Source organism: Microcoleus sp. D2_18a_B4 (genome assembly GCF_036702475.1).
In the GTDB taxonomy this organism is placed as follows: Bacteria; Cyanobacteriota; Cyanobacteriia; order Cyanobacteriales; family Microcoleaceae; genus Microcoleus.
On record NZ_JAUBTL010000044.1, the window covers coordinates 1 to 25,365 of the forward strand.

Here is a 25,365-nt window from a genome sequence, read left to right on the forward strand (position 1 = left end):
TGCACGGTTCTTAGGGGAGGGGAGAGTGGCGACGCTTGAACCTTACCCGACACCCTTCATCGGGCTGCAAAGATGCCTACACCAATGGTGACAGCTTGTGTTGATGTAGGATTATGTCACGCAGACCAAGCTTCGCGAAAGTCACCATAGAGGGTCAATCCACCATCAATATAGAGCGTTTGTCCCGTAATGTAAGCCGCTTCATCTGATGCGAGAAAGGCAACAGATGCCGCCATTTCCTCCGATGTCCCTGCCCGTCCCATTGGGATATGGCTTTCCACTACTGCCTTTTGTTCTGGATTGTCAGTCCAGCTTTCATTAATCGGTGTAATTGTTGCACCGGGCGCAATAGCATTGACACGGATGCCTCGGTTTGCGTATTCCAACGCTAGGGTTTTAGTCAGATTTCCCATGCCGCCTTTGCTGATGGAATAGCTGATATACATCGGGCGGGGAATGATTTCATGCACACTCGAAATATTGATAATCACCCCAGGGCGCTGCTGCTCTAACAGATGCTTAATGGTTTCCCGCGCACAGAGATATGCACCTCGCAAATTGACGGCAATTATGCGATCGAATTCATCGGTTGGCACTTCATGGGATGCGCTTTCTGTTTGAATCCCAGCATTATTAATCAGGATATCCAGACTACCAAATTTATCAATGACAGTATTCACCATACGAAGGATGTCGTCTTCTTTGGAGACATCTCCCTGAACTAATAGCGTTTCAACCCCGCATTCAGATGCTTGTCCACAGGCTTTTTGCAGAGCTATTTCTTCAGTATCTTCTGCCTCTTCTAAGCTTTTGCGATAGTTAACGGCAATGTTGCAACCTTCTTGAGCGAGACGAATGGCGATCGCCTGCCCAATGCCTGAACTCGCTCCAGTAATGAGTGCGTTTTTTCCCTTTAAACCTTTCATAATTTCTCTCCCAGAGATTCAAAAAAAAATGTTGTAATCGAAACCTCAAGCCAACTAGCTTCAACATCAACCAGAAGGTTGTTCTGTCTTTTCCCCACGCATTTCATCAATATCGAGGAGGCTGATTATTACGCCTGCGATCGGGCTCGACAGAAAAACTCTGACCAATCCAGCGACTCGCGGCCCCACTAATAGCGCAATGAACATAATGACTGGATTTATATTAATGGAGCCTTGCATAATAGGGGGTATGAGTAACTTTTCTTCAACCTGCTGTAAGACAATGCAACCCACTAAAACTTTCAAGCTGAGCATAATTCCTTGAAACAGAATAATCAGGCAGATGAGGCTAATCCCAATCGTTGCGCCAATACCGGGAATCAGGTCAAATGCGCCTGCCACTGCAGCCATGAGCCGTCCATAGGGAATATCCAGCAAAATAAACACCACAAAGGTAGAGATGCCCAAGAAGATTGATAACAGCAACCGACACCAAAGAAACCCAGAAAATTCTTTTGAATTGCCCTGGTCAAATCATCGCGTAAGCCGGGTGGAAATAGCCTCACAATCAGATTCGATAGTCGTTTACAATCTAGCAGCCTAAAGAAGCCAACCACCGCAATCACAATCACATCTAGCAAGTTAAATAACACATTTTGCTGGAAAAAACCCTGCCACTGATGCCGAGGGCTTGTTCGCGCAGTTGTGTCTCAAAGGTGCTGAAATCGACTATAATATTGCGCTTTTGCAGAAACGATTGGAGTGTTTCCAAAAGTGCGATCGCCCACTCTAAAAATTGAGGAGTCTGTTCCCATAACTGCTGTGCTTGGGAAATGATAGCTAATCCTACCGTTGCCCTTAACCCACCTAGAATCAACAAGGCAAGTAAAAACACCAGCACAACCGCTACCTAACGAGGGATGAAACGAGATACAAATTTGACTGGAGAGTTCAGCACAAAGGCGAGAAGGGCTGCAAAAATAGAAACAATCAGAACCGTTTCAAAATATGCCAACACCTGCACGATCGCCCAGCCAAGCGTCCATAGTAACAGGTAGCGAATGAGTGGAGCATTGTTTAGGTGTTGGCACATCCGATTGGTGTTAATTTTTGGATTGTCCATTACAGCCTGTCAACCTCTCCACCGTTCCTCATCCGCCTGATTAAAGGTTTGCTATACCTTATTGATGTGATTTCTGCTTACCTAATTATTGAAGTTTCCCTACAATCAGACCGACAAGCACAATCAGACCTAATGCTCTACGAAAGTAATTAACTCCTTGAAATAATTCTTCCCAAGCCCAAGTAAACAAAGAGCCAAAGGCTACTAGCTCCAACCCTGAATTAATTTTTCCTGTTGTAACAATGAGCGTTAATAAACTAGCTACAATCCCGACACTCAGGGGTAGGTTTGGCATCTGAGCTATAACAATTTGGCCTTCGCTGTCGCGGAATGTGCGATCGAACAATGTGTTTTCCATGAGTTTCTCGTGTCAATGTAATAAATAGAACCAGGTTAACATTCAATACTGCGGGTCTTTTTGGGAACGATACTACAAGCTTTAGAGGGCAAGGAGCATAAAAAAGTCGAATTAAATGCAAGTCAGGAGTGGAGATGACATTGATTTAATTATCCACAGTGGCTCAAAATCCTAGAAAATTAGCCATTGGGTCATAGACAAACTGTCGGCACTATTGAACAGTGAAATATGGGATTTATCCTGGAGCAAGTTTTTTTTGATTCCCTATCCTGAATTTATTCTGCTTGTTTTCCCCATCCTTATAAAAAGTTTTTGTTTGAGTGGTTAGAGGGTATTTGTATAGTAAAATTCAAAAATTTAAACATCATCTCTCGCTTGGAATAGTTTAGAGTAAAAGGTTATCTATAATTGGACAGACATCACCGTTTCTCTACTATCGCATCGAGAGCGATCGACCTCATGCTCAAATCAAAGGTCAGCAATTCACAGGTCTCAACCTTTTCGTGAAGCAGGCTTGAACCTCTGTTGGCAGTGCAGTAATTTCTGTTTTCACAGCTTGAATTGATTTTGTACCCGCTATTCCTGCTCGATCGCTCTCAGCATCCTGACTCACAAAAAATGTAGCCAGCGTTGCTGTCAAATAACCGCATAGCGCGATCGCACACAACGCCAGCAAAAAACAAAGCACCCGCCCTTGGGCTGTTTTCCGAAAGTCATCAGAGCCGATCGTGCTCATCAACATTCCCGTCAACCACAGCGCAGTGCCATAGTCATTAATGCCACCAGTACCATTAGGAAGTTCGCGCTCAAACGCATTAATGCCAGCCGCGCCAATTAGAGTGACGATCGCTATCAGTTCAGAACCCGCATTTTGAAGCTAGTCCAGGCTTCAGGTGATTCAGCACACGCACCATACAACCGCTATATTTAAGCCGTCAAAATAGTAAAAAAGTCCTACTTATTTACCATTTTTTTGACGAAATGGATCGAAACCAGCCACTTCTGCCAGCGTATAAAGCGGGCGGCCCTTCACCTCCTCGTAAATACGGCCTATATACTGGCCCAAAATCCCAATACTCACCAACTGCACAGCACCCAAAAAGAAAACCGCCATCATCACAATTGTCAAACCTGTTAAGGCAGAACTTGGATAAAAAAGCCGCCAATACAAAATCAAAAAAGCCATTAACACAGATATAAATGCAGCAAATAACCCCATATAAATCGAAAGTCGGAGGGGAACTTTTGAAAAAGATACTAAACCATTCATCGCCAAACTTAAAGATTTTCTGAAGGTATACTTAACCTCGCCTGCAAAGCGCGGATCACGTTCAAACTTAACCGCCGTTTGTTTAAAACCAATCCAAGCGCGCAGTCCCCGAATGTAGCGGTTGCGTTCAGGCATCGCATTGAGTACGTCCACCACACACCTATCCATCAAACAAAAATCTCCGGTATCTATCGGAATATCAACATCAGCAAGATGGCGCAAAATGCGATAATACATATAAGCCGGCAACCGCTTAAACCAACCTTCTTGACGGCGTTGAGTGCGTTGAGCGTAAACAACTTGATAGCCCTGCCGCCACTGTTCTACCATATCTATAATTAGCTCTGGCGGGTCTTGCAAATCGCCGTCCATGATTACTACAACTTGACCTCTAGAAAAGTTTAAACCTGCAGTTACAGCTATTTGATGACCGAAATTGCGGGCCAAACTGAGGTAACAAATTCGCGAGTCTTTTTCGTGCAATTCTCGCAAAAGTTCGAGAGAGCGATCGCGGCTACCATCATTGATTAAAATTAATTCTACTGGGCCGTCCATTCGATCCATCACGGCACTAATTCGCCGATACAATTCAGCGAGATTTTCTTCTTCGTTATAGATAGGAATTACCAAGGAATACTTAGGTGTATCGTTCATTGCAGTTTCTGTTTAAAAATCGGCTTTTCAACCGTTAAATCAAAAGTTTCTTTTTCCCCCAACACGCTGGCTGCTTCACGAGAGAGGTTCGACAGGTAATTTCCCTCTTTGAGCCAGACAACAGCAGCCCACAACATAGCCGCGTACCAAAACTTATCTATTTTCTTAAATCCGAAAAATAAAAGATACCATAAGACTGACGCACAGCGAAAACATCTGTTATCATAGATGTTTAGTTCAGACTATAAAAATAACAATCATAACCCATCGATTCAAAATTGCATGACAAATTCCAATTATCTTTGGCAAGCAAATCAAGACTTAAGCGAAGCTTGTCTGCAACATCCCTTTGTCAGAGGCATTGCTGACGGCAGCCTCCCCCAAAATAGTTTTGCATATTACGTTGCACAAGACGCATTTTTTCTGGGAGCATTCGCGCGCGCTTACAGTATCGCTGCGGCAAAAGCACCCGACTGGGAGGGGTTTGAAATTCTCCACAATCTCGGCAGCGGTGTTTTAGAAGAACTTCGGTTGCATCAAGGATATGCAGACAAATGGGGTGTAAATTTGCAAGAGGCAAAACCGGGAATTGCTACCCGCCGCTACACAGATTTTTTATTAGCGACAGCCTGGGGAAGCGGTGTCGGTTTGACAGTAGCCGCGATGACTCCTTGCTTGCGGTTGTATGCTTTTTTGGGACAGCAGCTAGCTAAACCTAATATACCGGAACACGCCTTTAGCGACTGGATTTCCACCTATAGCAGCCCTGATTTTGAGATTTTAGCAAAACGGCTGGAAAGTTTGGTCGATCGCTACGCAGAAGCTACGCCGGAAGTAGAAGCAACCTATCACTACGCCATGTTGTGCGAAAGAGACTTTTTTCAGGCAGCTTGGGAAATAGAGTAAATTAAGTTTGGGCAAAAGATATTAAGAGCGATCGCCCCTAAGCTACCCACAGCCAACTAGCAAACCTCACGGAAAAGCGCAGCAGAAATATACCAAACAATCCCATCAACCCGTAACCCCAACGAGGTCTAGCCGCCAATAACAAGCCAAGACCTATTGACAGCGGCACAATACCGTAAGCGTAGCGCTCTACAGACTGTAAAGCTCCCGAAGTAACCAGCAGGGCCAAAGAGCAAAAACCGAAGCAAAGGATGGTAATGCTCAACCTTTTTCGTAAATACCACAACAAATAGCAACCGCCAAAAACCATCCCAACTTTAGTAGCAGCGTACAAACTGAAACTGAAAAACTCCTTAAATATCTCCAACCAAGTAGGCTGAACCCATGCTTTTTGGATGTGAATAAATGCTAAAGGATCTTCCAAATTAATAGCACAGTATAAAATAAATGAAAAGAACCCGATCGCGCTAGCAAAACCCGCAGCATAAGCTAGGGGAGGTCTTTTTTCCCTCCAAGCTGCCAGCAAAAAAGTAGGTATCAGCGCCACTCCCGGCCCCCTAGTAGCAGTCGTCAAAGCTCCCCAAAAAGCCGCCCAAATATACTCGCCCCTCTCAAAAGCTCGTAAAGCCGATGCTGTCAGGAACAAAAACAATCCTTCTGTATACATGACAGTGCAAAATAGTGAGAACGGACACCAAGCTAACACAGCAGTTGTCCACTTCGCTGCACCAGCATCGTATCGCTCCTCTACCCAAAAGTACACCAGCACTAAGGCAGCCAAAAACGCCAAAGAGTTGATTAATACCCCTGCTGCGTCGGCTCGCATTCCGAGGGTCATCAGCCCCCGAATTAGTAAGGGAAAAAGCGGATAGAAGGCAACGGAGTGCTGCTGCCCGTCATTTGCATAGCTGTAGCCTAAATGAGCGATTTGGGTGTACCATTTACCGTCCCAGTGCGAAAACAGTTCCCAGCCGCTTTTGGGAAGGAAGCCACTGACTAAACCCAGAACCGGCCAATTGTACACTGGTGGCTCCTTGCAGACTAAAGGGGCAATTACCTGCATCCCGATCGCAATTATCGATCGGCTCAGAAACCACATAGCAATTACAAAAATTAACCCGTCCCTGCTTTTCGAGCGCGGACGGTGCGGAATTACTTCTAACCCTAAATCACTATTTGTCATTGCTAAAACAGCGAAAGACTGTAGATTTAAAATTAAAGTATAGTCCGCTGCCGAGCGCTCGCCAAATATATACGTAAGTACAGCCGTACTGCTAATTTTAACGTCCGAGTTTATTGGGAATCCCTTCGCAGCCGCCGGGAATAGTCTCTCTCGACTTCGAGCCGCACCAAGCGCAGCAGTAATAGCGCTGCTCCTCCGACAGCCGCTTGACAGCGGTGAAATCAGCGCGTTCAACCACAGCGCCGGTATGTTCGCCCGTTTGATAGTTGGGAAATTCGGTACGACTGCGGGGGGATGCAGTTTGTGCCGAGCCGTAGAATAATGCGGCGGCTCTCATGTCGGCGCGAGCGAGATTGGCGTCGTACAAGACAGCGCGCGAGAGGTTGGCTTTCACTAAATCGCACTTGCTGAGATTGGCGCGGACGAGGTTGGCTTCGCTCAAATCCGTCCACCGCAAATCGGTGCCAGCCAGGTCAGCACCCGCTAACATGACATTGAGATCGATAACGCGGATACCGTGCTCTCTATCTTCAGCGTAGCCGCCGTCGCCGTCAAAGATGGGGCGGCCTAAAAGCCGATCGCGCTTCAGAGGAGTAACCAATCTCGACTGAGACAAAAACCGCAAAATTTTAGCCTTACCTTCAGCATCTACACTGCTCATAATCGCAGCAGTGCGCCCTTCTGCGATCGCCCTTTCCTGCGGCCAATCTTCCAAAAACCCTTGTTCGTCAAGGGCTAAGTCGGAAACCCCTTGAAAATAAGCATCGATCGTTTGCTGCTGCGTAATTCGATTTTGCTGAATCGTCAAATCTTTCGAGATCACGTACTGCCGCCAAGCCACGTAAACGCCCAAAATAGCGATCAAAATTTGGCCCAAAGCGCCGATCAACTCGCCTAGAGCGCCGATAGCGTCCCAGTTGATTTGGATGTTGCGGCTTCCCGGTTCAGTATTACTACCGCTGAGCATCAGCAAGCCAACAATCCCAGCTAAAAGCCCGAAGCAGGCGACGATCAGAGTGCGCCAAGTCGGCGGAATTACCTGCGCCCAGATTTTGCCCCAACTCGGCCACATCAGCCGCAGCGATACGCCGATCGCACCGACAGCGCCAATTAAGCCCAGCCAAATGTTGTCATTGGCGAGCCCAAAAATCATCGCTGCGATCAACCCCAGCGTCAGCACCGCCCCCGACTTCTCAGCAGTCGTTTGTTCCGGTTGCTGGGGCAGAAAAACCTTGCGAGTTGGAGGCGGTGGCACCGGTTTTTCGGGTTCAGCAGTAGCGACGATTGTCCCTGATTCTGGTGGCACAGTAGGGTTCGCACCGTTCTGACTTTCTACAGTCACGTTAGATTCAGGGCGATTGGGTTGAGAAGAGTTGTTTTCTGGTGTCATGCGTTGAGGCAAATTCTAATTTTAGCCGATCACTAAAACGATTTTAACTAACCTAGCAGTATTCTAGATAATATTACAATAGAAATCTCCACTAATTACACTCAAAAGAGGTAACGTACTATGACCCTCGTACTCCCCAATCTGCAAGAAAAACAAATGGGTCAAGTTCTTACAACAATCACCGTAACGAATCGCATCGATCAAGTCCTAGCTGAGCGGGGGTTCATTCCTGCGGGTGAAATTCGTTCATTAACTCTCGATAAGGTTTTAGTAGATACCGGAGACACTCTGCTTGCCTTACCAGCTTTCATTATCAGCCAGTTGGGTTTAAGCCAGCTTGGAGAAACCTATGTAGAAACTGCTGCGGGAATCAGAAAAGGGCGGATTTTTCAAGATATAATGCTGGAAGTTGAAGGGCGACAAGCAGTGTTTGACTGCCTTGAAATGCCCGAAGGAGTTGATGTGATTTTGCTGGGCGTGATTCCGATGGAAAGGCTAGGCTTAGAACCAGATTTAAAAAATCAACGGCTGCGAGTATTGCCGATTAATGAAGAACAAACATATCTGATGGTTTAATATTCGAGCGGACGAAACAGCCCAAAGATGTACCATAAAATCCACTCAAATAGGTAACATAATTATGACACTCGTACTCCCCCATCTGCAAGAAAAACAAAGGGGTCAAGTTGTTACAACAATCACCGTCACGAATCGCCTCGATCTAGTTATGGCTGAACGGGGATTTATTTCTGCGGAGGAAGTTCGATCTGTTACCCTCGATAACGTTGTTGTCGATACCGGAGCCACTCTGCTTTCCTTGCCAGCTCCCATTATTAGCCAACTCGGTTTAAGACAAGTAGGAGAAAGAGATGTAGAAACATCGGGTGGCATCAAAAAATGTCGAATTTTTGCAGGCGCTCAAATTATTGTAGAGGGGAGAGAAGGCAGATTTGATTGTTTAGAATTGCCCGAAGGCTTTTCTGCTGTTTTGTTGGGCGTGATTCCAATGGAAGAACTAGGATGAGAACCCGATTTGAAAAATCAACGGCTGCGAGTATTGCCCATGAACAATCAGCAAACATATCTGATGGGTTAGTCGATCGGCGTTTACCGCACCACAAACCTCTGGCCTGTGATTCCTCTCATGTCCAGTCAATCGATTTTAGATTTTAGATTTTAGAATTGAAGCATTGACCCGACGGATAAATTCGGGGGGCAAGTTTCTCGGATACAGATTTTTTATTTCTCCACGGCTGAATTCGGGGGCTTGTATCCTGGATGCTTTCGGTCGATTAGCCGCAATCAAAAATGTTTGTAGTGAGGACTAAAATCCTGATAAAAAATTGAGGAATAAATTCCTCATTACCAAGTAATTTTATTTATTTATGAGATGTTATATATTATTAACGGCGGGAAAAATAAATAGACCCAAAAACCCATTTTTTAGGTATATGTAAGTTTTTTGGCCTACATCTAGCGAGCAGAATAAGCCTTGAGCAAATACACGCCAACCGTCGCAAACATCAAAACAATTATTCCTAAAAGTACCTCCATACTCAACCTTTGAGCATTGCCCAAAGCGACAAGAATTTGCTGCCGCACCACAAACGCCAACAGCCAGCAAATCTCCGCCTTCAGCCAAACCAAAAGGCCTCGCCCCAACACATATTGCCGGTGAGCGTTCTCAGAAGTAATCCGTACCGGATAATTAAAAGTATGCGGATAGCGCGATATCGCAGTTAAAACCGCAAAAATAATCGCAGCAACCGTCGGCACGATCCAAATCGTCACCTTGTCGCCCCAAGCATCAGCCAGCCCCCCCAAGCCGAAATGAATCGGAATTCGATCGGGCAAAACCGCCCAAAACTTGACGATGAGCAAAACAGCCAGCAAAATCGCGATCGCACCTAAAAGCTCTACCGCCACTAAAACAGGCGAAAGCCCCAGAGAAATAACCGGCCGTTGGTTTGGTGTGTTTCCAGTCATGGCTACTTAACTAACAAGCGGGAAGTCCCGCACTCTAATGGTAGTCCGTTGAGTGCCGGGATGAAAGCGTACAGAAAAAGTGGGTTCGATGCCCACTTGTTCGCTTTGCGATCTTTGCAGATCGGCAAAACCTTTGATATAATATTTACTATTAATAGCAATTACCAGTAAGTAAATGCTACGCAAAGTTGTCAAAGTTCGTTTATACCCTACCGATCGGCAGTCCCAGCATCTGGCACAGAGTTTTGGTTGCGCTCGTTGGTGGTGGAATTACGCGCTTAATAAGTCCATTGAAGTCTATCAAGAGACTGGCAAAGGGCTTGGACAATCTGCATTAAATGCTTTACTGCCAGCACTAAAAAAGGAATATGAATGGTTAAGTAACTGCTACAGTCAAGTGCTACAGGCGGCTACGCTTAATCTCACGACTGCCTATAAAAACTTTTTTGACAAAAGAGCTCAGTTTCCTAAGTTCAAGTCAAAAAAGCATAAGCAGTCGATTCAATACCCCCAAAATGTTCAAGTCGTTTCTGACTCTGAACTCAAGTTCCCTAAACTTGGAGTAGTCAAAGCAAAATTACATAGACCGATTGACGGAAAAATCAAAACTGTCACAGTTAGCCAAAACCCTTCGGGTAAATACTTTGCTGCAATTTTATTTGAGATTGAAGGTGAAAATCCAGAAATTTCTACCTCTGGGAAAATCGTTGGGATTGACTTAGGATTAAAACACTTTGCGATCGTTGCCGACGGCACTAAGATTTCTAAGTTTGAAAATCCTCAACATTTTGTAAAATATCAACAAAATCTCAAGCGTAAGCAGCAAAAATTAGCGCGTAAAAAGGATGGTAGTAATTCTCGCAAAAAAGCTAAAAAATCAGTGGCTAAGGTACACGAACGGGTAGCCAATAGTCGGCAGGATTTTCTGCATAAACTCAGCGCAAATCTGGTCAACAAAAACCAAGTTGTCATAGTAGAAAATCTTCATGTTAAAGGCATGGTTCGTAATCATTGCTTAGCTAAAGCTATATCTGATGCTGGCTGGGGAATGTTTGTCAATTTCCTGAGCTACAAATTAGACCGCACAGGCGGTAAGTTAGTAGAAATTGATCGATGGTTCCCTAGCTCCAAAACCTGTTCAGTTTGTTTGCATCAAGTCTCGGAAATGTCTCTAGATGTGCGCGAGTGGACTTGCTCTCACTGTGGCACTCATCACGACAGAGATGGCAATGCTGCAACAAATATCAGGAATGAAGGTATCAGAATGCTAAAGACGGATGGAACGGCCGTTTCTGCTGTTGGAGGGGAGGTAAGTCCAAAGGTGGGGCGTAAGTCCAATCTGAGGCACTCCCCTACGAAGACAGAAGCCCACGCTGTATGCGATAGCATCAGCGCTGGGTAGTTCACAATTAGATTAATATTGGAAATAATAGTATTGATTCCAATTTCATCCCCCAACAGCTTTCGTTGGGGGTTTCCAAACATCCCGCGAGGTTCTATGACGGCTCAGGTCTTGATTGAAAAGAAAAAGTTAGAAAAACCGCCCCTAACAATACACACATTAGGCGATCGCGTCCTGCGGCAGCCAGCTAAGCGCGTCAAAAGCGTCGATGCAGAAATTCGGCAGCTAGTCCGAGAAATGCTGCAAACCATGTACAGTGCGGATGGCATCGGTTTGGCCGCCCCCCAAGTCGGAGTCAACAAACAAGTAATCGTGCTCGACTGCGACCCGGAAAACCCCGCCACACCCCCAATGGTTTTGATCAATCCCACCATCAAAAGTAGCAGCAGCGATATCTGCATCTTGCAAGAAGGGTGTTTGAGCATTCCGGGAGTTTATTTAGAAGTCAAACGCCCAGAAGTCATTGAAGTCTCCTACCGCGACGAATACGGCCGCCCACAAACCCTGATAGCAACAGATTTACTGTCGAGGGCAATTCAGCACGAAATGGATCACCTCAACGGAGTGCTGTTTGTAGACAGAGTAGAAAACAAGCTGGCACTGAATGAAGCATTAGTCAAGCAGAAATTTTCGCCAAAGGCAGTAAAATCAGTATGATGGCAGGAACTCCGAAAAGTGGTTTACTATTAGCTCTTTCGTGCATCACTGCGATCGCGGCAGTCGGCTCCATCTTTGAGCTGTCATCGGGAGAAGCTCAACTTGGCAATTTAGTCACGGGCATCATCCTCGCCCTGAGCGTACCGCTAACTGGCATATTTTTCTATGCTGCCGTTCAGGATGCCAGGGCAAATCTATAAGCAGAGTTATTAGTCATTAGTCATTAGTCAGCAGTTATTAGTAATTAGTAATTAGTAATTAGTCAGCAGCTAACAACCAATAACTGTGGAATAAAGATTGCTCAAAAATAACATCAGCTAACAGCTCGTGAGCTCATGACCAATGACTAATGACTAATGACTAATGACTCATAACTCATGACTAATGAAATCGGATTTCTGCGACAAGTGCCAGCCAAAGATGCTCTGGAAACCCCAGTATCCAAGTACCAACTTTCTGAAGAAGGGGAATGGGTCATCGGACGCGATCGCAATTGTCAAATAACCTTAGAGTCGATCGCCCACGGCATGGTTTCCCGTCGCCACGCCATGATCCGTCCCCTAACCCAAGGTACTTTGACGAGATGGGAAATTTGCGACCTCAACAGCGCTAACGGAACTTATATCAACGGAAAAAAGCTCTCTGGCTGCCAAACTTTAGAAACAGGCGATCGCATCAGTCTCGGTCTTGACGGCCCTGAATTTATATTTGAATCTCCCGTAATCCCTTACCAAAATCAACCCGGATTAAGAGCACCACAAACGGGCAATTTTGCTGGTAGCGAAAAAGATGCTCTCACTTTAACTCAATTATTCCCGATCGCCTCCACTGGCAAACAATTAAGCCAAAAAGCTTACTTATATCCAGGTATCGCCACAGTTATTGTTGTCGTGTCGATGTTTGTCGCCGTTGGAAATTCTGCAGCATTCAACTTGCTGCTGTCAGCTTACCTCGCCGGTGCGGCTTACTACTTTATCTATCAACTATGCGGCAAACACAAGCCTTGGTGGGTATTGCTTGGTTCGGCTTTAGCTACAGTCCTGATTCTGAGCAGCCCCTTATTAATTGGATTTATATTCGTATTTAGAGAAATTTTGCCCGGCCGCCTGCCAATCGAAGGCGAAACAATCAGTTTTTTGCCTTTTTTGACCAGAATGTTTTTCGGGGCGGGTCTGATGGAAGAATTGCTGAAAGCCCTGCCCGTTTTGGGAGCGATGTTGCTGGGAAATTGGCTGAAAAATCCCTGGCGCGATCGAATCGGCGTTTGGGAACCTTTAGACGGAATTCTGTTAGGAAGTGCCTCGGCAGTCGGGTTTACACTGTTAGAAACACTGGGGCAGTACGTTCCCAATGTCATCCAAAATGTCACCCTGCAAGCAGGGCCAGACGCCGGACAATTAGTAGGATTGCAGTTGCTAATTCCCCGCATTTTGGGTTCCGCCGCCGGACATATGGCTTACAGCGGCTATTTGGGATATTTTATCGGTTTGAGCGCCCTCAAACCCAGGAAGCGCTGGCAAATTTTGGGCGTAGGTTATTTCAGCGCTTCCGCACTTCACGCTTTGTGGAATGCGTCGGGAGCCGCCAGCGTACTTTTGCTGGCGTTGGTGGGAGTTTTGTCCTATGCGTTTTTGGTAGCTGCGATTTTGAAAGCCAGAGCTCTGTCTCCGAATCGAGAGCAAAATTTTGCAACTCGAATATTTTCTGAAAAGTGACTGCTGAGTGCTTAATTGTTGAGGTGCGATCGCACTTCAAACTGCCATTTTTTTCTTGTGTTTTAACCAGCTTAAACCTGCCAATGCTAAAGCTGTGCCCCCTGCAGTGAGAGGTTCGGGAACTGGTTCGGGTTCGGTATCCACTAGAGTGTAGGAAACATGGGCATCGGAGGTGATATATCTACTGTATATCTCATAGCTATCGGTGATGATCGATCCATCCTCTATATAGGATTGATAGTTAATCTTTCTGTGCACAGTCTCATTAGTCGAGGAGTAATAGGTAAATCCTATAGACCAAGATTCGTAGATTTCATGCACCCAGTAAAAAGCCCCTCCTGGCTCGTCTGGAGGACTGATATATTCTCTAATCACATTGTAGCCGCCTCTTGCAAACAGCCCGCGAAAATCTCCTTGCTCAAAAGAAGCTGTAGCCCCTGCCAAATTGTAATATTTTTCGCCTCCTTCCAATCTTCCGTCGGAAACGGCAATTGATTCAAATCCTATTCCTGTAAGCGAGGAGTTATTCAACTTAAAAAACCCGCTACGTGAACTATTTTCTACTTGGAAATTGTAGGTGAGTACGGCGGCTTGTGCTTGGTCAACTCCTGCTAATGACACCGCTGCATAACTTAAAATTGTGCTAGCGATCGCACTTCCTAATCTGGGCCTTAGTTTTTGACACATTGTTTTTTATTAAGCTTTAGGTAAGTCTAGTTTATTTGAGTGAGCGATCGCCCGTAATTATCCCCCTTCTTAAAGTAAATTTTTTGAAGTCAAAGATTGCGGAATGTAAATAACCGAACTAATACGGATGCGTCCTCTGTTGTATTTGTATAATTTATGACTTTCACTATTACTTTTGAACAGAAACCCGAAAAATGTTTGAGCGTAACCGCCAAATATTCCGACGGGTTTGTGTTGTTGGGATGCTGCAGGCGATCGTCCCGATGCCAATACATATTTAATAATTTTTGTCAATACGCAATTTCCAGACCTTTTGTCCCAGTATTCTCTCCTTGTGTATGATTCGCTTGTGCTTAATTGCCTGATGCGATAATCGCAACTGAACTTAGAAATTCTTCACAAATAGTTTGACTGTGGTACTATCTGGATGGCTGTGAGTAGCTGAGGGAAGCCAAGGGGCTTGATTCCTGTGGTGGTGGAGGAGAATCCAGGAGTGCTAGATAGGATGTCATTGGGATACGCAAACGTTTTCGCCCACCGAAGTCAACCCGAACCCCTCCGCATTGGGGTGATTGGGGTTGGCAATATGGGCCAGCATCACACGCGAGTTCTGAGCTTGCTAAAAGATATCGAACTCGTGGGTGTTGCAGACATAAATGTAGAGCGGGGAATAGATGTAGCAAGCAAATACCGGGTTCGCTTCTTTGAAGACTACCGAGATTTGCTCGCCCACGTAGATGCAGTTTGCGTCGCCGTTCCAACTCGCCTGCATCACCCTGTGGGGATGTCTTGTCTCCAAGCGGGTGTTCACGTTTTAATTGAAAAGCCGATCGCGGCTAGCATTGCCGAAGCCGAATCTTTGGTCAACGCGGCTGCTGAGGCCCACCGGATTTTACAAGTGGGTCACATCGAGCGCTTCAATCCAGCTTTTCAGGAACTCGGCAAAGTGCTGAAAACTGAAGAGTTACTGGCATTGGAAGCTCACCGGATGAGTCCCTATTCCCAGCGGGCTAACGACGTATCGGTAGTTTTGGATTTAATGATCCACGACATCGACTTGCTTTTGGAATTGGCAGATTCCCAAGTGGTGAAGCTGACGGCCAGCGGCAGCAGGGCCTCAGATTCAGGTTATTTAGACTACGTGACAGCGACGTTGAACTTTGCTAACGGCATTGTCGCCACCCTGACTGCCAGTAAGGTGACGCACCGCAAACTCCGTTCAATCGTGGCTCACTGCAAGAATTCTCTGACAGAGGCAGATTTTCTCAACAACGAAATCTTGATTCACCGACAAACAACCGCCAATTACGTGACGGATTACGGTCAGGTGCTTTACCGTCAAGATGGGTTGATCGAGAAAGTTTACACCAGCAATATTGAACCGCTCCACGCAGAATTGGAGCATTTTATTAATTGCGTGCGAGGTGGAAATCAGCCTTCTGTGGGAGGAGAACAAGCTCTCAAAGCTCTGCGGCTTGCGAGTTTGATTGAGCAAATGGCTCTCGACGGTCAAGCTTGGTATCCGAAAGAGCTAGAGTCTACTTTGCAAGTTAGCTAAATCGAGACAAATCGTGTCGTTTCCGGGTGCTTTTACAGTTTGGGTTTGTTGTTCGTTGAAGACGGTAACTGTTCCCATGCAACCGGATTCGATGTCAGTCGATTTGAGTTGGACAATTTGGCGTGAGAAGTTCGGCGAGCGCGTGCGTCGAGTTGCGATCGGTCGAACGATTTTAGACTTTAGATTGACTCAGCAGATGAATCTGGGGGCTTGAACTAAGGTTTTAACTTTTTTGCTCTCGACAACAGGAGTCGTGGGCAAGTATCCGTCTTTAGGTGAAGTCACGATTTATGCCAAAAAAGAGCGACTATTTGACGACTGATGGTTTTGCTAACTAGCTGATTTCCTTGAGGACTCAGGTGAATGCTGTCTCGATACAAAGTTGGAAATTCGGCCGCACAATTGAAAATGGGAAGAAAATCTATGTAAGTAATTTTCTCTGTTTCTACGAGTTCGGCGAGACGCGCTCTAGCTTTGACTTCCCAGTCGCGAGGGCCTGGGCCGCCGAGTTCGCCCCGCTTGGGCGTGACGGCTAGCAAAAACTCGATGTTGGCGGATACAGCTATTTTATGGATTTGGCGAATAGCCTCTAAGTTGCAGCCTACTACATCGCCGCTTGTGGCTTCGGGTGCTGCCAATTGAGGAGTCGGCACAGCAGGTAGCAGGTAGCGGCTCAATAACTCTAGCGTAGCCGATCGGGGTTTGTGATCCGGGTAAGATCGATCGCGCCCCACAACCAGATCACAAGGAGCCGATGCAAACAAATCGTCCGTATTGAGCAGCAAAACCAAAGCCTTTGCCCCAAAAACACCGAACCGCTTGGCGTAAGCAAGTTGATTCCTCGGCCCCCAAGAATTGGCTGAGGCGTTGAGAACTTCAAAATTTAAATAGTTGACTTGTGAACCTAATTGTGCATCGCTCGCCAGATTCTGTACTTGCAGTCTCAAATTCCGAGCCATAATTTCCGAGATCGTATCTGTCTGATGTGTCCACCAACCGCCGTTGGCGACAGAATCTCCCAACAGCAAGACGCGCAGAGTTTCAGGAGGGGCGATCGGGGCGATCGCTCCAGTACGCATCGAATACTCGTTAATCTCAATCCGGTTGCCCAAGCGACGCACCTTCTGGTTGGGCGCCAACAAATAGCCGCACTCGGCATCGGCAATGTAAATCAAGGGATTGCCAAAACCCAGCAGCGCCCGCAGCAGCACTTCGATTGCTGCCCACAACCCTGCGGTGACAGCCAAAATTATGAGAACAACTTTCACCACTTAACCTCGTTGACGTACTCCCCGGCAGATCAGCGCGGGGATTCTTAAAGGCTGCTTGAGGGTGGGCCGGGGCCACACCCTCAAGCTTTCTTCTTCTTGCTTCCGCGACTCTTAACTAGACCGTTGCCAGTCCCCGTCAGACCGTCTCCACAAGCATTTTCTTTAATGTCCAAGAAGCGTCCCTCCTCAGACAATCCTTGAAAAGCGGATAACTTGAGCTGCTGCTACGTCTCTATGCGTCGTGTAACCACACTCAGGGCATTGGTGGAGTCTTTCTTTAAGCTCCTTTTTACCGAAAAATTGGGTTTAAAGCCCCGTCCTTCGCTCGACGGCTTTCTCTTTAAATACTATAGCTTAAGAAGCGATTCAACGTTTTTTAAGCTATAGTAAATAGAGGAGGTGATGCAAGTGTTTAGTCTGACATACGAATACAAACTCAAACCCACATCAGCCCAAGTTGCCCGATTTGAAGACTGGCTCGAACAATGTCGGCGCGTCTACAACTATGCATTAGCCGAACGCAAAGATTGGTTTAAATCTCGTAGCTGTCAGATAAATGCTTGTTCTCTCCAGTCCGAATACATCATTCCAGCAGAAACCAAACGCCCTACTTATGCCAGTCAATGCAAGACATTAACAGCCTATAGGAAAACTTCTGGCAACCTACAGCGAGTGCAATCTCAAGTTCTACAACAGACGCTTCGTCGGTTAGAACAAGCATTCGTCAGTATGTGGGAGCAAGGACATGGTTTCCCTCGATTCAAGAAGAGTGGAACCATGCGCTCTTTCGTTTTTCCTCAAGTTGGGATAGATGCCGTAAGAGATGGCGCTATCAAGCTACCTGTAATTGGCTGGCTCAAGTTGCGCCAATCGCGTTCTATTCCTGATAGCGCAAAGCTAAAACAGGTTCGGATAGTGAGACGTGCTAGCGGATGGTTTGCCATGTTGACATTGCAGTGGGATGTATCCGTTCCAGATGTCATGCCACATGGCGAAGCGCTTGGAGTAGACGTTGGAATCAGTCACTTTGCTGCGGTTTCTAACGGTAAGTTGTTCCCCAATCCCAGACCTTTCAATTCGCTCGAACGCAAGCTTAGATTACTGCAACAGAGAGTATCAAGAAAAGTTAAGGGGTCGAATAACCGCAAGAAAGCGCAAGTTAAAGTCAGCAAACTGCACGAACGAATTGCAAATACTCGGAAAAACTACTACTGGCTCGTAGCTCACAATCTCTGCGATTGGGCGGGGATGATATTTGTGGAAGATTTGAAACTTAAAGGTCTAGTGCAAGGCTTCTTAGGGAAGCACTGCTTAGACGCTGGATGGGGACAATTTTTTCAAGTATTAGAGCAGTGCTGTCGCAAACGCGGAGTGTTCTTTCTTAATGTTGACAGCAAGAAAACCAGTCAGATATGTCCTAACTGCTTAGTCGAGACGGGCAAGAAAGCGCTATCCGAGCGTATTCATTCGTGCCAACATTGCGGCTATACGACGGATAGAGACGTTGCAGCCGCTCAAGTAGTTCTCATTCGAGGACTTGCAGCCGTGGGACACACGGTCAAGATGCTTTCTGAGGGTAAAGCGATTGCGCTCCCGGCGATGAAAGAATCCCCGTCCTTATAGGGCGGGGAGTGTCAAGAGAGTTGATCCAGTCCTTGCGTTCCCGCAAAGCGTAGTTCCAAACCTTGCGACAAACCATTAGAACCCGCTCAATTTCTTGAGCTTGCTCTGCAGTTGGCTTCAATCTGTACTCGTAACTAAGGTTTAACATTGCTCGTTTTCCCTGGCTCTACAAAATAGAGTAGCCTTTTGTAGAGTCAACGACAAGCAAAGCAATGTAAGGTAACTTGCAGGCTAAAGCCTGCCTCTAGCTTTCATCCCCGGTCTAAAGACACGGGGTTCTCAGCATATTTGCTATAGAATTCTAGAATATACCGTGACTCATCCGCCGTCAGCAGTCAGTGAACTTGGTGGTTTCAGGAAAATCCGTGGACTTAAAACAAATATTCAAAACGCCGAATCCCATAATCGGTGTCGTACATTTACAGCCTTTGCCAACTTCTCCCCGCTGGGGCGGAAACCTCAAAGCTATTATCGGAAGAGCCGAGCAAGAGGCTACAGCGCTGGCTTCTGGTGGCGCAAACGGTATCATTGTCGAGAACTTTTTCGACGCTCCTTTTGCCAAAGACAGCGTAGATCCGGCTGTGGTAAGTGCCATGACTCTGGTAGTTGAGAGGCTAACAAATCTCGTGACGCTGCCGATCGGCGTTAATGTGCTGCGAAACGACGCCCACAGCGCGATCGCCATCGCCTCCTGCACAGGAGCTCAATTCATCCGCGTCAACGTCCTCAACGGCATCATGGCTACAGACCAAGGCTTAATTGAAGGCCAAGCTCACCAGCTACTGCGCTACCGCCGGGAATTGGGCAGCGATGTCAAAATATTAGCAGACGTGTTAGTCAAGCACGGGCGACCCCTAGGCAGCCCCAACTTGACCACAGCCGTCCAAGAGACGATCGGGCGAGCTTTAGCCGACGCCGTAATCCTTTCCGGCTGGACAACTGGTAGCCCTCCCAATCTCGAAGACTTAGAACTCGCGAGTGCTGCTGCTGCAGGAATTCCAGTTTTCATCGGCAGCGGCGCCTCGTGGGAAAACATTTCCACCCTCATGCAGGCCGCTGACGGCGTAATCGTATCGAGTTCCCTGAAGCGAAACGGCCGCATCGAGCAGCCTATAGATCCGATCCGCGTCAGTCAGTTTGTAGAAGCCGCCCGCCGCAGCTTGTCACAGAAAGATCCCGAACAGGAAAATAGAGATGCTAATGGCTCAAGAGGGCCAACACCGGAACCGGGCAAAGTCACAAGTAAAACGTAAAATAGGAATTGTTGACTGTTGACTCTTGGCAGTAGTCAGTTGGCAGTTGGCAGTAGTCAGTAGTCATCAGTTATCAGTCATCAGTCATTAGTTAACAATTAACAGTCAACAGTCAACAGTCAACAGTCAACAGTCAACAGTCAACAGTCAACAGTCAACAGTCAACAGTCAACAGTCAACAATTCCCAATTCCCAAATTACCAAATCAAAAAATGATTCGCCGACGTTCAACCCCTTGGATTCATCGCTGGTCTAGGACTGTGATGGCAGCGATCGCAGCCATAGGCGTCGTAGAAACGGCCTATCTCACGATCGCTAAATTCACGAATGGCTCGGTCATTTGTCCCACCAGCGGCTGCGACAAAGTTCTCAACAGTCCCTACGCCACAGTCTTTGGCACAGTGCCTTTAAGTTTGTTAGGCTGTCTGGCTTACCTGAGCATAGCAATCCTGGCATTGGCTCCCAAAGCTGTAAATCCCGCCACCAATAAAGGACTGCACTCTCAACTAGAAAAAAACACTTGGCAAGCGCTATTTATCATCACCGCTGCGATGGTAATTTTCAGCAGCTATTTGATGTATTTGATGGCTTTTGAAATTCAGGACCTGTGCATTTACTGCGTCACTTCTGCCTTATTTGCGCTGTCGCTGTTTGTGCTGGTGCTAGTCGGGCGCGAGTGGGAAGATATCGGGCAGTTGGTGTTTACAGGCATTTTGGTGGCAATGGTGAGTTCGATCGGCGCCTTGGGACTTTATAACAGCGTCAAGTCACCTCCTCCTATTGTCTCTACCCCCGGAATTGCACCCCCTGCTGTCACTACCACCTCCGGCCCGGCACAAATTGCTTTGGCCCGCCACCTCCGACAAATCGGCGCTAAAGAGTACGGCGCTTACTGGTGTCCCCACTGCCACGACCAAAAAATGCTGTTCGGCAAAGAAGCAGCCAAAATAATTGATTATTTTGAATGCGATCCCAGGGGGCAAAATTCCCGCGCCCAAATGTGCCAAGCTGTTGCTGCGAATGTTAAAGGTTTCCCGACTTGGGAGATTAATGGTCAGTTTTATGCAGGGACACAATCTTTGGATAAACTCGCTGATTTATCGGGTTACACCGGCCCCCGCAACTTTCAAAACTAACAGGAAAGTGGGAAATTATAGATGACAGATTTTAGATTGATGGGCAGGAAATATCCTGGTTTTTTACTGAGTTTAGCGTGGCATCGTGCTGCGAAATCAATCTAAAATCTTGCATCTATTATAATCAATAAAAAAATAGTAAAAATTAGTTAGAACGAAAAAGTTTAAAACAAGTTGTGGGTTTTTAGTATTTAGATCGGCGAATAACTACTAAAACTTTTACAGAAAAATGCAATAAACCGGGTTTCTGCTTCCAGAATGATTGTTGAAATGACATATTTTGGTGGCGAAACCCGGTTTCTGCTGTTGCAGCCCGATCGCACCGAAAAACCAAAAAATTAGATAATCTAAAATCTAACATCTAAAATCGACTCGCCCCCACCGAAAAACCAAAAAATTGGATAATCTAAAATCTAAAATCTAAAATCGACTCGCCCGCACCGAAAAACCAAAAAATTGGATAATCTAAAATCTAAAATCTAAAATCGACTGAGCCGATCGCCCCGGAGATGTAAAACCTATAGGTAGTAGTAGTTTAGATGCTCAAAGGGCGAGGCCCAAATCCCCAAAATATGCTAAAAACTATCAAAAAATGGGTCGATCGAGAACGCCGAGTATTGATTACTGCGAGTGCCGTTGCTAGTACGGTGATTGTAATGCGCTGGTTCGGATTTTTGCAGGTGTGGGAATGGGCTGCTTTCGACCACTTTGTGCGCTGGCGGCCGGCCGAACCAATTGACTCGCGCATCGTCATTGTAGAAATTAAGGAAGCTGACTTGCAAAAATACGGCTACCCAATTTCGGATGCTGCCTTGGCCCAATTGCTGCAAAAATTGCACGCTGGCAAGCCGCGGGCGATCGGCCTCGACATTTACCGAGATTTGCCAACTCAACCGGGTAACGCCGAATTGCTCAAAACTTTTAAAACTATTCCCAACTTAATCGGCATTGAGTTGATGCCAGACGAAACTAGGTTAGGAGTTCGCCCGCCTCCGGTACTTGACAAGCTCGATCGAATCGGTTTCAACAACGTTGTTATCGACGCTGACTCAAAAGTGCGGCGAACTTTGCTCTACGCTTGGCCCGGAGACGGCAAAACTCATCAAAGTTTCGCACTCAGACTGGCTTTGCTTTACCTCAAAAGCGAAGGAATTTCCCCTCAACGAGCCAGAGTCAATCCTAAATACTTGCAATTAGGCAAGGGGGTTTTTCGGCCTTTTCAACCGAATGACGGTGCTTACGTTCGATCGGACAGCCGTGGGTATCAAATTTTGACCAACCTGCGCGGCCCGCGAGGCAGTTTTCGCACTGCATCGATGGGCGATGTGCTTTCTGGCAAAGTACCTGCTGATTTTGTACGATCGCGCATTGTCTTGATCGGCTCAAATGCCCCCAGCCTCAAAGACTTTTACCAAAATTCTTACAGTTCCGGTTGGTTTGGTCCTCCCCAGCAAATACCGGGAGTCGAGCTTCAGGCTCATTTCTTGAGCCAAATTTTGAGTGCAGCCCTCGACGGGCGCGGGGGTATCAATGTCTGGCCAGAGGCTGCGGAGTTGCTGTGGATTTTACTGTGGTCTTGGGCGGGAGCAAATGTGAGTTGGAATTTGCGATCGCTTGGTCGATCGGCTTATTGTTTATTAAGTATCTGTCTAGGTCTGAGTGCCAGTTTATACTTAGCATTTTTAGCAGGTTGGTGGCTACCGTTAATTCCTCCAATCCTCAGTCTTGTGGGTTCTGGTGCTGCTGTTGTGGGTTATCTGGCTCACTTGCAAGAAGAATTAAAACGGTCTAAAGAATTTTTACAATCGCTAATCGATACAATTCCCGACCCCATTTTTGTCAAAGATCGAAATCACCGCTGCGTAGTTTTGAATCAGGCATATTGTCGGTTTATTGGCTATCCTTTAGAAATTTTAACTTGCCGAACAGATTACGATTTATTTCCCCAAGCCGAAGCCGAGATATTTTGGCAGCAAAACGAATTAGTATTTCAAACTCACCAGCCGCGAGAAAATGAAGAATATTTTACAGACGCTCACGGAATTACGCATCTGATTGCGACTAAAAGATCCCTGCATAAAGATGCTGCCGGCAACCTATTTTTAGTCGGAGCAATTAGAGATATTACCGAGCGCCAACTTCGGCAAAATGCCCTAGAACAAAAAAATGCTGAGCTCAGCCACCAAGCTTATCACGATGCTCTTACCGGTTTGCCCAACCGCCAAATGTTCTACGAATGCTTGCATTCCTCTCTAGAAATAGCCTCCAGCAATCAGGAATTGGTAGCTTTACTGTTTTTAGATTTAGATGGATTTAAATCAATCAACGACACTCTCGGACACAATGTGGGCGATTTACTCTTAAAAACAGTTGCCAGTCGGCTCAAAAAATGCTTGCGGGGCAGCGATACCATCTCGCGGTTGGGCGGCGACGAGTTCACAGTCATTTTGCCCGCAATTCCAGGTCGCGAGGAAGCTGCCAAAGTAGCGGAAAAAATTTGCGACGCCATCATGCAGCCTTTTATTTTAGAAGAACATACAGTTTCTGTAACTACAAGTATTGGCATTGGTTTATATCCCATTGACGGTCAAGAGCCAGATATTTTAGTTAAGAATGCCGATGTTGCGATGTATCGTGCTAAGGAACGCGGGAAAAATCAATATCACTTTTATTAATTAAGATTAGTTAAAAACAGAATGCAACTGTAGGTAAAGTCCCCACCCCGATATTGATAAGTCAATCGATTTTAGATTTTAGATTTTAGATTAAAGAATTCAAGCATTGACCCCACGGATAAATTCGGGGGGCAAGTTTCGGGAGCATCTCAATGAAAGCAGCAAAGCTCGAAATTGGAATTAGGAGTCAGGAGTCAGGAGTCAGGAGGAAAGAAGAAGAAGGAAGAAGGAAGGAGGAAGAAGGAAGGAGCCATAATAAGTGTTTTTACAAATATGAGATGCTCCCCAAGTTTCATCGGATACAGTTTTTTTATTTCTGGGTCCTGAGTCTGCTTTCGGAATGAATCCGGGGGCTTGTATCCTGGATGCTTTCGGTCATTTGTAATTATTCAATTTTTTTATCTAAAATCTCAATTATTTCAGACAAAATTTGAGCAATTTTTAGACATCAAACCCTAATTGGGCCGTGAGGGAGATATTATTTCAGGCCTCCCCTGTGCAGCTAACTTAAAAAAATAGCTCGCCCCGTGAACAAACCTGACGGTCAACTGAGTACAGTTAGACTGCAGGCTTCTTTTTCCTTTTTTTTCTCATGCTTTTTATAGTGAGGTAGTTCCACCCCCACTTGCTAATATAGTATCACAGTATTTCCCGATCATCTTGGGGTATAAAAGAATAATTGTCGCTTTGGGTACTTACACCCGACGAGCATTTCATCACGCGGGCGTAATTCCCAACGGGGTACGGGGCGCAGCGCTCAGATTAATCCCCTCTAAATATACGCCCGGGACTTCCCGGCTGGTAGTTAAACTGTAAGCCCTCTAAGCTTTTTGAAACCGTTCAAAAAAATGTCCAAAGTAGTGAAATCTCAAAGGGAGCATCTCAATGAAAGCAGCAAAGCTCGAAATTGGAATTAGGAGTCAGGAGTCAGGAGTCAGGAGGAAAGAAGAAGAAGGAAGAAGGAAGGAGGAAGAAGGAAGGAGCCATAATAAGTGTTTTTACAAATATGAGATGCTCCCAATCTCAAATCACATAATTTAAAGTTCTCTCATCTGTCATCTGTCATTAGAGAGATTTAGCTCAATATAAAACTTATGAGAGCAACTTGCCGTCTTATCTAAATGTTACAAAATATTAAAATAAATCACAACCTGAAACCAAATTAAAATCGCCAAAAAGCCTTAATGTAAAAAAAAATTATGTAAATTTACTAAAATTAATTAAAGTAAATGTAAAGATATCAGTGGAAATACGGAAATTGATAGATATAATAGGTGGTACAGACGTGGATCTATTGCGGTGATTTGAATAAGGCTGTGAATACTATGCGTACTTTGATTCAGCTCACAAAAACGGCAACCCTGGCGGCCTGCCTGCAAGTGAATATAGTCGGCACCGCAAATGCGGCTCGACTTGCCAGCAACTCAACTAGCAATTTCACAAAAGCCCGTAGCACGGGCGAGATCCCCAGAGTTGGGACAGTTACACCAACCTCTAGGTTGGGAAATCCCCAACAATACGAACCAGACCCGAACGGGAGCCCCAAAAGTGACGGTACGGGAACGCGCTGACCCCAAATTTTCAATCAATTT

29 protein-coding genes and 3 pseudogenes are annotated in these 25,365 nt (G+C 46.1%); 16 read left to right on the forward strand and 16 right to left on the reverse strand.

What is annotated here, in order from left to right:
* Positions 1-116: 116 nt before the first annotated feature.
* The 8 genes from QUB04_RS22440 to QUB04_RS22475 form a co-directional block, all read right to left on the reverse strand.
* The gene (locus tag QUB04_RS22440) at positions 117-926 is read right to left on the reverse strand and encodes a glucose 1-dehydrogenase (protein WP_333287742.1); all 810 of its coding nucleotides are present in this window, start codon (positions 924-926) and stop codon (positions 117-119) included.
* Positions 927-992: 66 nt separating this feature from the next.
* On the reverse strand, positions 993-1,412 hold the full coding sequence (locus QUB04_RS22445; protein ID WP_333287744.1) for an AI-2E family transporter: 420 nt from the start codon (positions 1,410-1,412) through the stop codon (positions 993-995).
* A 148-nt stretch (positions 1,413-1,560) separates the two neighbouring features.
* Entirely contained in the window at positions 1,561-1,821 is a 261-nt protein-coding gene (locus tag QUB04_RS22450) for a hypothetical protein (protein WP_333287746.1), read from the reverse strand.
* A 15-nt stretch (positions 1,822-1,836) separates the two neighbouring features.
* Positions 1,837-2,049, reverse strand: a complete 213-nt coding sequence (locus tag QUB04_RS22455) for a hypothetical protein (protein ID WP_333287748.1) — start codon at positions 2,047-2,049, stop codon at positions 1,837-1,839.
* Between the two features lie 85 nt (positions 2,050-2,134).
* Positions 2,135-2,407: a hypothetical protein gene (locus QUB04_RS22460; protein ID WP_333287750.1), complete on the reverse strand. Its 273-nt coding sequence runs from the start codon at positions 2,405-2,407 to the stop codon at positions 2,135-2,137.
* A gap of 475 nt (positions 2,408-2,882) precedes the next feature.
* A complete protein-coding gene (locus tag QUB04_RS22465) occupies positions 2,883-3,263 on the reverse strand; it encodes a potassium channel family protein (protein WP_333287833.1) in 381 nt (126 codons plus the stop codon).
* A gap of 102 nt (positions 3,264-3,365) precedes the next feature.
* Complete coding sequence (locus tag QUB04_RS22470) at positions 3,366-4,331, reverse strand: glycosyltransferase family 2 protein (protein ID WP_333287751.1); 966 nt, start codon at positions 4,329-4,331, stop codon at positions 3,366-3,368.
* Entirely contained in the window at positions 4,328-4,468 is a 141-nt protein-coding gene (locus tag QUB04_RS22475; protein ID WP_333287753.1) for a hypothetical protein, read from the reverse strand. Before QUB04_RS22475 ends, QUB04_RS22470 begins: the two co-directional genes overlap by 4 nt.
* A gap of 145 nt (positions 4,469-4,613) precedes the next feature.
* On the opposite strand from QUB04_RS22475, the gene QUB04_RS22480 reads away from it, so the two are divergent.
* Positions 4,614-5,237: a TenA family protein gene (locus tag QUB04_RS22480; protein WP_333287755.1), complete on the forward strand. Its 624-nt coding sequence runs from the start codon at positions 4,614-4,616 to the stop codon at positions 5,235-5,237.
* Between the two features lie 37 nt (positions 5,238-5,274).
* On the opposite strand, the gene QUB04_RS22485 is transcribed toward QUB04_RS22480, so the two are convergent.
* Positions 5,275-6,420: a mannosyltransferase family protein gene (locus QUB04_RS22485; protein WP_333287758.1), complete on the reverse strand. Its 1,146-nt coding sequence runs from the start codon at positions 6,418-6,420 to the stop codon at positions 5,275-5,277.
* A gap of 97 nt (positions 6,421-6,517) precedes the next feature.
* A complete protein-coding gene (locus tag QUB04_RS22490) occupies positions 6,518-7,810 on the reverse strand; it encodes a pentapeptide repeat-containing protein (RefSeq protein ID WP_333287760.1) in 1,293 nt (430 codons plus the stop codon).
* Positions 7,811-7,930: 120 nt separating this feature from the next.
* On the opposite strand from QUB04_RS22490, the gene QUB04_RS22495 reads away from it, so the two are divergent.
* Together QUB04_RS22495 and QUB04_RS22500 are read left to right on the forward strand one after the other, a co-directional pair.
* Positions 7,931-8,386 (forward strand): aspartyl protease, encoded by a 456-nt coding sequence (locus QUB04_RS22495; protein ID WP_333287762.1) that lies wholly within the window; start codon positions 7,931-7,933, stop codon positions 8,384-8,386.
* Between the two features lie 64 nt (positions 8,387-8,450).
* A pseudogene (locus QUB04_RS22500) lies at positions 8,451-8,906 on the forward strand (aspartyl protease).
* 377 nt (positions 8,907-9,283) lie between these two features.
* Here the strand turns inward: QUB04_RS22500 and QUB04_RS22505 are convergent.
* Positions 9,284-9,796 (reverse strand): DUF1648 domain-containing protein, encoded by a 513-nt coding sequence (locus QUB04_RS22505; protein ID WP_333287764.1) that lies wholly within the window; start codon positions 9,794-9,796, stop codon positions 9,284-9,286.
* A gap of 175 nt (positions 9,797-9,971) precedes the next feature.
* On the opposite strand from QUB04_RS22505, the gene QUB04_RS22510 reads away from it, so the two are divergent.
* The 4 genes from QUB04_RS22510 to QUB04_RS22525 all read left to right on the forward strand — a co-directional run bounded on the left by QUB04_RS22510 (position 9,972) and on the right by QUB04_RS22525 (position 13,570).
* A complete protein-coding gene (locus QUB04_RS22510; protein ID WP_333287766.1) occupies positions 9,972-11,198 on the forward strand; it encodes an RNA-guided endonuclease TnpB family protein in 1,227 nt (408 codons plus the stop codon).
* A gap of 96 nt (positions 11,199-11,294) precedes the next feature.
* Complete coding sequence (gene def, locus QUB04_RS22515; protein ID WP_333164427.1) at positions 11,295-11,855, forward strand: peptide deformylase; 561 nt, start codon at positions 11,295-11,297, stop codon at positions 11,853-11,855.
* The gene (locus QUB04_RS22520) at positions 11,855-12,055 is read left to right on the forward strand and encodes a hypothetical protein (RefSeq protein WP_199292547.1); all 201 of its coding nucleotides are present in this window, start codon (positions 11,855-11,857) and stop codon (positions 12,053-12,055) included. Before def ends, QUB04_RS22520 begins: the two co-directional genes overlap by 1 nt.
* 177 nt (positions 12,056-12,232) lie before the next feature.
* Positions 12,233-13,570, forward strand: a complete 1,338-nt coding sequence (locus QUB04_RS22525) for a PrsW family glutamic-type intramembrane protease (protein WP_333287768.1) — start codon at positions 12,233-12,235, stop codon at positions 13,568-13,570.
* 36 nt (positions 13,571-13,606) lie between these two features.
* Here QUB04_RS22525 and QUB04_RS22530 read toward each other — a convergent pair whose 3' ends face one another.
* Positions 13,607-14,257, reverse strand: a complete 651-nt coding sequence (locus tag QUB04_RS22530) for a PEP-CTERM sorting domain-containing protein (protein WP_333287770.1) — start codon at positions 14,255-14,257, stop codon at positions 13,607-13,609.
* Positions 14,258-14,326: 69 nt separating this feature from the next.
* Positions 14,327-14,551: a hypothetical protein gene (locus QUB04_RS22535; protein ID WP_333287772.1), complete on the reverse strand. Its 225-nt coding sequence runs from the start codon at positions 14,549-14,551 to the stop codon at positions 14,327-14,329.
* Positions 14,552-14,762: 211 nt separating this feature from the next.
* On the opposite strand from QUB04_RS22535, the gene QUB04_RS22540 reads away from it, so the two are divergent.
* On the forward strand, positions 14,763-15,815 hold the full coding sequence (locus tag QUB04_RS22540; protein ID WP_333287774.1) for a Gfo/Idh/MocA family oxidoreductase: 1,053 nt from the start codon (positions 14,763-14,765) through the stop codon (positions 15,813-15,815).
* Between the two features lie 76 nt (positions 15,816-15,891).
* Positions 15,892-16,029: a hypothetical protein gene (locus tag QUB04_RS22545; RefSeq protein ID WP_333287775.1), complete on the forward strand. Its 138-nt coding sequence runs from the start codon at positions 15,892-15,894 to the stop codon at positions 16,027-16,029.
* A 67-nt stretch (positions 16,030-16,096) separates the two neighbouring features.
* Here the strand turns inward: QUB04_RS22545 and QUB04_RS22550 are convergent, their stop codons facing one another.
* Complete coding sequence (locus tag QUB04_RS22550) at positions 16,097-17,083, reverse strand: GDSL-type esterase/lipase family protein (RefSeq protein ID WP_333287777.1); 987 nt, start codon at positions 17,081-17,083, stop codon at positions 16,097-16,099.
* Positions 17,084-17,272: 189 nt separating this feature from the next.
* A pseudogene (locus tag QUB04_RS22555) lies at positions 17,273-17,380 on the reverse strand (zinc ribbon domain-containing protein); the annotation flags it as partial.
* Between the two features lie 114 nt (positions 17,381-17,494).
* Here QUB04_RS22555 and QUB04_RS22560 point away from each other — a divergent pair.
* Positions 17,495-18,709 (forward strand): transposase, encoded by a 1,215-nt coding sequence (locus QUB04_RS22560; RefSeq protein ID WP_333287780.1) that lies wholly within the window; start codon positions 17,495-17,497, stop codon positions 18,707-18,709.
* A 4-nt stretch (positions 18,710-18,713) separates the two neighbouring features.
* On the opposite strand, the pseudogene QUB04_RS22565 reads toward QUB04_RS22560, so the two are convergent.
* Positions 18,714-18,857, reverse strand: a pseudogene (locus QUB04_RS22565) (helix-turn-helix domain-containing protein); the annotation flags it as partial.
* Between the two features lie 217 nt (positions 18,858-19,074).
* Between QUB04_RS22565 and btpA the strand changes: the two are divergent.
* The 6 genes from btpA to QUB04_RS22595 all read left to right on the forward strand — a co-directional run bounded on the left by btpA (position 19,075) and on the right by QUB04_RS22595 (position 25,344).
* The gene (btpA, locus tag QUB04_RS22570) at positions 19,075-19,962 is read left to right on the forward strand and encodes a photosystem I biogenesis protein BtpA (RefSeq protein WP_333104508.1); all 888 of its coding nucleotides are present in this window, start codon (positions 19,075-19,077) and stop codon (positions 19,960-19,962) included.
* 212 nt (positions 19,963-20,174) lie between these two features.
* Positions 20,175-21,098, forward strand: a complete 924-nt coding sequence (locus tag QUB04_RS22575; RefSeq protein ID WP_333287782.1) for a vitamin K epoxide reductase family protein — start codon at positions 20,175-20,177, stop codon at positions 21,096-21,098.
* Positions 21,099-21,637: 539 nt separating this feature from the next.
* On the forward strand, positions 21,638-23,773 hold the full coding sequence (locus tag QUB04_RS22580) for a CHASE2 domain-containing protein (RefSeq protein ID WP_445301085.1): 2,136 nt from the start codon (positions 21,638-21,640) through the stop codon (positions 23,771-23,773).
* Between the two features lie 152 nt (positions 23,774-23,925).
* Positions 23,926-24,117, forward strand: a complete 192-nt coding sequence (locus tag QUB04_RS22585; RefSeq protein ID WP_333287786.1) for a hypothetical protein — start codon at positions 23,926-23,928, stop codon at positions 24,115-24,117.
* A gap of 541 nt (positions 24,118-24,658) precedes the next feature.
* Positions 24,659-24,814, forward strand: a complete 156-nt coding sequence (locus QUB04_RS22590) for a hypothetical protein (protein ID WP_333287788.1) — start codon at positions 24,659-24,661, stop codon at positions 24,812-24,814.
* A 275-nt stretch (positions 24,815-25,089) separates the two neighbouring features.
* Positions 25,090-25,344 (forward strand): hypothetical protein, encoded by a 255-nt coding sequence (locus QUB04_RS22595; RefSeq protein ID WP_333287790.1) that lies wholly within the window; start codon positions 25,090-25,092, stop codon positions 25,342-25,344.
* The last annotated feature ends 21 nt before the right edge of the window (positions 25,345-25,365 follow it).

What these genes read in the sequence shown, in the direction of transcription:
- QUB04_RS22520 (WP_199292547.1), top strand. Translation starts at nt 11,855, where the DNA reads ATGGCAGGAACTCCGAAAAGTGGTTTACTATTAGCTCTTTCGTGCATC.
- QUB04_RS22530 (WP_333287770.1), bottom strand. Translation starts at nt 14,257, where the DNA reads ATGTGTCAAAAACTAAGGCCCAGATTAGGAAGTGCGATCGCTAGCACA.
- QUB04_RS22490 (WP_333287760.1), bottom strand. Translation starts at nt 7,810, where the DNA reads ATGACACCAGAAAACAACTCTTCTCAACCCAATCGCCCTGAATCTAAC.
- QUB04_RS22540 (WP_333287774.1), top strand. Translation starts at nt 14,763, where the DNA reads ATGTCATTGGGATACGCAAACGTTTTCGCCCACCGAAGTCAACCCGAA.
- QUB04_RS22470 (WP_333287751.1), bottom strand. Translation starts at nt 4,331, where the DNA reads ATGAACGATACACCTAAGTATTCCTTGGTAATTCCTATCTATAACGAA.
- QUB04_RS22580 (WP_445301085.1), top strand. Translation starts at nt 21,638, where the DNA reads ATGCTCAAAGGGCGAGGCCCAAATCCCCAAAATATGCTAAAAACTATC.
- QUB04_RS22510 (WP_333287766.1), top strand. Translation starts at nt 9,972, where the DNA reads ATGCTACGCAAAGTTGTCAAAGTTCGTTTATACCCTACCGATCGGCAG.
- QUB04_RS22480 (WP_333287755.1), top strand. Translation starts at nt 4,614, where the DNA reads ATGACAAATTCCAATTATCTTTGGCAAGCAAATCAAGACTTAAGCGAA.
- QUB04_RS22485 (WP_333287758.1), bottom strand. Translation starts at nt 6,420, where the DNA reads ATGACAAATAGTGATTTAGGGTTAGAAGTAATTCCGCACCGTCCGCGC.
- QUB04_RS22545 (WP_333287775.1), top strand. Translation starts at nt 15,892, where the DNA reads ATGCAACCGGATTCGATGTCAGTCGATTTGAGTTGGACAATTTGGCGT.
- QUB04_RS22585 (WP_333287786.1), top strand. Translation starts at nt 23,926, where the DNA reads ATGAAAGCAGCAAAGCTCGAAATTGGAATTAGGAGTCAGGAGTCAGGA.
- QUB04_RS22495 (WP_333287762.1), top strand. Translation starts at nt 7,931, where the DNA reads ATGACCCTCGTACTCCCCAATCTGCAAGAAAAACAAATGGGTCAAGTT.
- QUB04_RS22460 (WP_333287750.1), bottom strand. Translation starts at nt 2,407, where the DNA reads ATGGAAAACACATTGTTCGATCGCACATTCCGCGACAGCGAAGGCCAA.
- QUB04_RS22455 (WP_333287748.1), bottom strand. Translation starts at nt 2,049, where the DNA reads ATGGACAATCCAAAAATTAACACCAATCGGATGTGCCAACACCTAAAC.
- QUB04_RS22505 (WP_333287764.1), bottom strand. Translation starts at nt 9,796, where the DNA reads ATGACTGGAAACACACCAAACCAACGGCCGGTTATTTCTCTGGGGCTT.
- QUB04_RS22590 (WP_333287788.1), top strand. Translation starts at nt 24,659, where the DNA reads ATGAAAGCAGCAAAGCTCGAAATTGGAATTAGGAGTCAGGAGTCAGGA.
- QUB04_RS22525 (WP_333287768.1), top strand. Translation starts at nt 12,233, where the DNA reads ATGACTAATGAAATCGGATTTCTGCGACAAGTGCCAGCCAAAGATGCT.
- QUB04_RS22475 (WP_333287753.1), bottom strand. Translation starts at nt 4,468, where the DNA reads ATGTTGTGGGCTGCTGTTGTCTGGCTCAAAGAGGGAAATTACCTGTCG.
- def (WP_333164427.1), top strand. Translation starts at nt 11,295, where the DNA reads ATGACGGCTCAGGTCTTGATTGAAAAGAAAAAGTTAGAAAAACCGCCC.
- QUB04_RS22575 (WP_333287782.1), top strand. Translation starts at nt 20,175, where the DNA reads ATGATTCGCCGACGTTCAACCCCTTGGATTCATCGCTGGTCTAGGACT.
- QUB04_RS22440 (WP_333287742.1), bottom strand. Translation starts at nt 926, where the DNA reads ATGAAAGGTTTAAAGGGAAAAAACGCACTCATTACTGGAGCGAGTTCA.